The 963-nt window shown below is 70.3% G+C and carries 1 protein-coding gene; it reads right to left on the bottom strand.

Going from position 1 to position 963, the window contains the following annotated elements; all coding sequences use genetic code 11:
• A partial coding sequence (locus tag JHAT_RS33465; protein ID WP_143660633.1) for a ketoacyl-synthetase C-terminal extension domain-containing protein occupies positions 1–963 on the bottom strand: 963 nt, incomplete at both ends.

Below are 963 nucleotides of genomic sequence, written 5' to 3'. Positions count from 1 at the left end.
GGCCACCGACGACGTCAGGGCGCACGCCCCACGACGACACCAGCCGGAACAGGGCCACCTCGACGGCGAACAACGCCGCCTGCGTGAACACCGTCGCATCCAACGCCTGACCATCGGTGAAGACGACATCGCGCAACGGCCGCTCCAGCAGCCCGTCGAACCCGGCACACACCTCGTCGAACGCCGCCGCGAAGACCGGGAAGGCCTCATACAGCTCCCGGCCCATCCCCACACGCTGACTGCCCTGCCCCGAGAACAACACCGCCAGCCGGCCCGGCACCACCACACCACGCACCACACCAGCAGCCGGCTCACCCGACGCAAGCGCAGACAGCCCGGCCCGGTCACCCGACAGCACCACAGCCCGGTGCTCGAACACCGACCGCGACGTCGCCAACGACCACCCGACATCCACGGGATCAACATCCGAGGCATCACCCAGGAAGGCGGCCAGCCGCTCGGCCTGCGCCCGTAGCGCCGGCTCCGACTTCGCCGACACCACCCACGGCACCACCACCGGCGACTCGGGTCCATCACGGTCATCCGCGACCGGCTCCTCCTCGGCAGCCGGAGCCTGCTCCAGGATCACGTGCGCGTTCGTCCCGCTGATACCGAACGACGACACACCCGCCCGACGCGGCTCAACCCTCTCCGGCCACTCCACCGACTCCGTCAGCAGCTCGACCGCACCGGCCGACCACTCCACCTGCGGCGACGGCTCATCGACATGCAGCGTGCGCGGCAGCACCCCGTGCCGCATGGCGAGGACCATCTTCATCACACCCGCGACACCGGCCGCGGCCTGCGTGTGCCCGATGTTCGACTTGATCGATCCCAGCCACAGCGGCCGGTCCTCCGGCCGGTCCTGGCCATAGGTCGCCAGCAGCGCCTGCGCCTCGATCGGGTCACCCAACTTCGTGCCCGTACCGTGCGCCTCCACCACATCCACCCCGGCAGCCGACA

Origin of the sequence: Streptomyces sp. JHA26 (assembly GCF_002005565.1) — a bacterium.
Lineage (GTDB): Bacteria > Actinomycetota > Actinomycetes > Streptomycetales > Streptomycetaceae > Streptomyces.
This window is presented reverse-complemented; position numbering and strand designations above follow the sequence as displayed.